The organism is Kitasatospora sp. NEAU-CNBT7 (assembly GCF_057220535.1).
In genome coordinates, this window is the sequence record NZ_JBXQQB010000114.1 from 1 (window position 1) to 3140 (window position 3140).

The following is a 3140-nucleotide window of genomic DNA, read 5'->3' on the forward strand; positions in this document are numbered from 1 at the left end:
GGAGAGGAGTACGAGAGGAACCGGCGTCGTTACGTCCTAACTTCGTCACCGACTCCAATCTGGTGGATATGGGTCGGGTGCGGTGCGCACGGTTGCCTTCGGGGGCCGGAACTCCTGGGGCGTCTTACTACTGCAACGGTGCTTACCGTGACGGTTGTCGGGTTCGCTCGTTGGACCGTTCATGGGCGGGGACATATCCGAGATCGATGCTCGTCGCTGGTCGGACGGGCTGCATGAGCGGTTTGCCCGCCGGTTCGCGCGGAGTGAGTCGCGGGAGTCGGCGCTGGCCTACATGCGGGGCCTGTTGGCGCCGCTGGAGCGAGAGAACGGCTGGACGGTGCCCGAGGAGGCCGGCCATGGCAGCCCCGACCGGATCCAAGAGGGGGTGTTCGAGCACCTCAACGGCCTCCTCCGACGCCTGGTCCGCATTGCCGAAGGTCGTGATCCCGAGTCGACGGCCTGCATCCTCGGCTCCCGGAGCGTGAAGACCTCCACGAACGTTCCCGCCACTTCGCAGGGCGTCGATGCCGGGAAGAAGATCGTCGGCAGGATGCGGAACATCGTCACCGACACGATCGGCCTCCTGCTCGCTGTGCTGGTCACCACCGCGAGCGTGCAGGACGATGCCGCCGGCCGGCAGCTGCTGACCCAGGTCGCCGCCGACCACCCGACTGTCGGCAAGGCCTGGGCCGACATGGGGTACAAGACCGCCGTCGTCGAGCACGGTGCACCCTCGGCATCGACGTCGAGATCGTCCGCCGCGACCCCACCACCAGGGGCTTCGTCGTCCAGCCCCGCCGCTGGGTCGCCGAGCGGACCTTCGGCCGGCTCATGAACCACCGCCGCCTGGCCCGGGACTACGAGGCCCTCCCCGCCCGCTCCGAAGCCATGGCCCACGTCGCGATGATCAGCCTCATGACCCGCCGACTCACCGGCGAGTCCACCCCGACCTGGCGCGGCACCTGAGCATAAGGACAAGGGACGAAACGCCCAGTCAGAGCGTGGTGCGTAGAGAACACCAACGCAACGACCAGGAGCCTCGCCTGTTACCCCACCCCCGCCGACCAACCATTTCACCCTCCCCGCAGGATGAAAGAGGCTCACTTACATCAACAGAGCTTCGACCCAAACTGTCCTCCCCATGCTCATCAATCAAGATTTTGACTTTGAAGTAGTTCGCCGATAGGCGTCCACTTCCTCCCTGTAGTCCATGGAGAATCCGCCGATAATCCTGGCCATTCCGGGGCCAACCTTAATTTCCCGGTCAAATTCCATCATCTCCCTAGAGAGCTTCTCCAGCTCATCCCGCGCCGAGCGCCTCTCACCTTCCGTCCCATCGATTGAATCTTCACTCAGAGTCAAGACGGCGTCACCAAGCCGCTGAAAGTACCCCCTCAGCGATCCATGTTCGATCTGAAGTTCAGCGAGTTCGATGTCCATTATACCAAGCCCTTCGACAGCTTGGCGGATTTCAAAGAATGCGTCAGCCAGAGTCCAGCTCGCGAGACGCCATTCGCATTCAGAGTTTCTCTTAAGTTTCTCGTACGGTTCCGACGCCAGGAACAGCATGAAGTTGTATTCATCTTGCCTGAGCTGCCCACAATTTTGAAGCCAATAGAGAAATGCCTCGGCCCAATCGCCCTCGAGGCACTCCGCAAAGCAAGAAGGAACGGGGATTTCATTATATGAAACTCCGAACGCATTTTGCACAGCATGCCTAGGCGCCCGCGACACAAGGGGGTAGCCGCCCGGATCTACCGCAGTGAGCTTGCTGTAGGCCTCAGGAAATCCATTATTCCACATCACGCCTGCAAGCGTCACCGGATGCGTAACGGCGAGATCAGACAGGAATTTCATACTGCTCCCCGGCTTTATTTTGATATCATTTGGTCGATTTTTACTATGCGCCTCCAGTGACCTTTTCTGGATCCTCTTAATTGCGGCTCGCTCCTTGGGATTTGATTCGCGATCCGTTTGTTTTACTTTCTTGATCCTCAGCTTATCCAATACCGCCTGAGCGAGACTTGATCTGCAGTTTGTCATAATTATTTCCTGCTCAGCCAGAATCCCGAGAACTCCAGTGCAAGACACTCCATGCCCCCCCTGAATCCTGCATTTTCCAGGACTTGAGCAGAGGGAACTCGAGTTCGCCAATGGGCCGCTTCCGATGAAGTACAGATTGAATCCTGCACAGCTTGCGTATGAATCGAGGTTCATTTCAAAAATGCCCCTGGCGCTGACGTCGGGCCCTAGGTCGTAGTTTTGGGTGAGCTTTCCATGCCCCCCCGTGACCGTTTCGGAAATTAGGCCATCCGGATTCTCCGACGAGATCATGGACGGTCCACTGGTTCCTGAAAGATCTTCAGCCGGCCGCGCAAGAAAGCTGAGTCGAATACCTTCCGGAACTAGGACATCTTTTGTGCCATTGAAAAATTTTGTTGAGATCCCATGGCAAAATACGAGAGCTCGATTCATTTCGAAATCCTCATCGGTATCGGTGATTCAGATTGCAGTAGTCATGGATTGTAGGCTCGATGAAGTCCTGCCGCACGAGTCGATCGGGCGGCCGAGCGGCCTAGATTCAGCGTCCATCAAGACCACTGGCTGGGCGTTTCCCAGATGGGCCTTCGCCCGTGAAGGCGGACACGCGGTCGGTTGTCACGCGGCGAGGGTGGGCGTTGAGCGTCCGCCAGTAGGTACTGCAGGTGCTGGCGGCAGGCCCGATCATGGAGTTCTCTATGCTTCATGATCACCGGGGCATTCTCGACCCGATCCGCGACCAGCTCCTCGCCCTGCTGCCCGTCCACGCCCGACCGGAGCAGACGGGGTCTGTACGGTGACCGGTGTATCTCCCGATCAAGGAAGAGCACCTGATGAGCGACGTGATCGCCTCGGTTGAGGCGGTTGAAGAGGTCCGGCCGGTCGAGCTGTCGGCGGACCTGTTGGACGATCAGTTGATCGGGCAGCTGGTCGACCGGGCCCGCGCGAGCGGGCTCCAGTTGACCGGCGAGGGCGGGCTGCTGCAGCAGCTGACCAAGCGGGTGCTGGAGTCCGCTCTGGAGGGCGAGATCACCGACCACCTCGGATACGAGAAGCACGACCGGGCCGGTGCGGGCAGTGGCAACAGCCGCAACGGCGTC

2 protein-coding genes and 2 pseudogenes are annotated in these 3140 nt (G+C 59.9%); 3 read left to right on the top strand and 1 reads right to left on the bottom strand.

What is annotated here, in order from left to right:
- Positions 1 to 181 precede the first annotated feature (181 nt).
- Positions 182 to 376 (top strand): annotated as a pseudogene (locus AC2TEW_RS38765) (IS701 family transposase); the annotation flags it as partial.
- 174 nt (positions 377 to 550) lie between these two features.
- Positions 551 to 966 (top strand): annotated as a pseudogene (locus tag AC2TEW_RS38770) (transposase).
- 186 nt (positions 967 to 1152) lie between these two features.
- Here AC2TEW_RS38770 and AC2TEW_RS38775 read toward each other — a convergent pair.
- On the bottom strand, positions 1153 to 2475 hold the full coding sequence (locus tag AC2TEW_RS38775; protein WP_484627833.1) for a hypothetical protein: 1323 nt from the start codon (positions 2473 to 2475) through the stop codon (positions 1153 to 1155).
- A 398-nt stretch (positions 2476 to 2873) separates the two neighbouring features.
- Here AC2TEW_RS38775 and AC2TEW_RS38780 point away from each other — a divergent pair.
- Positions 2874 to 3140 (top strand): transposase (locus AC2TEW_RS38780; protein ID WP_484627834.1); only part of this gene is annotated, 267 nt, incomplete at its 3' end.